Origin of the sequence: Delftia sp. ZNC0008 (assembly GCF_000799035.1) — a bacterium.
GTDB classification, from domain to species: Bacteria; Pseudomonadota; Gammaproteobacteria; order Burkholderiales; family Burkholderiaceae_C; genus Comamonas; species Comamonas tsuruhatensis.
The window spans coordinates 1-553 of sequence record NZ_JTKZ01000728.1 but is presented as its reverse complement, the minus strand read 5'-3'; the positions used below and the strand labels follow the sequence as shown (position 1 = coordinate 553).

Sequence of the window (553 nt, the reverse complement as noted above, 5' to 3'; positions counted from 1 at the left end):
TCACGAAGGTCAGCGCGCCTGTCGGAGTGACGGTGCATACGCCGGTGGTGGATGACGTGAAGGCCACCGGATAGCTGGCGCCCGCGCTGGAGGTTGCCGTCAGTGTCGGCGTGGTGCCGAAGTTCTGTGCACCGGGGTTGGCAAAGCTGATGGTTTGCGTGGCCTTGGGCGTTACCTGGTTGGATGTGGCCGAGGGCGTGCCGGTACCTGCGGAGTTGGCGCCGGTCACTGTGAAGGTATAGGCCGTGCCGTTGGTCAGGCCGGGCACGGTGATCGGGCTGCTGCCCGTCGCCATGATGCCCCCCGGGTTGGACGTGGCGGTGTAGGTGACGGCTGCACCCCCCGTGAAGGCGGGCGCGGTAAAGCTCACCATGGCCTGGGCATTGCCGGCCGTGGCCGTGCCGATGGTGGGCGCACCGGGGGCGACGGCGTTCACGGCAAAGCTCTGCGTGACCTGGGGTGCGGCGCCGATGGCGGCATCGCCGGCCTGGTCGGCTGCAACGGTGCAGGTGCCTGCGGTCACGAAGGTCAGCGCGCCTGTCGGAGTGACGGT

Annotated in this window: 1 protein-coding gene; it reads right to left on the bottom strand. The window is 68.9% G+C overall.

Annotated elements, in window-relative coordinates:
• Positions 1 to 553: fibronectin type III domain-containing protein (locus L995_RS33985; protein ID WP_047473905.1), on the bottom strand; the 553-nt coding region annotated here is incomplete at both ends.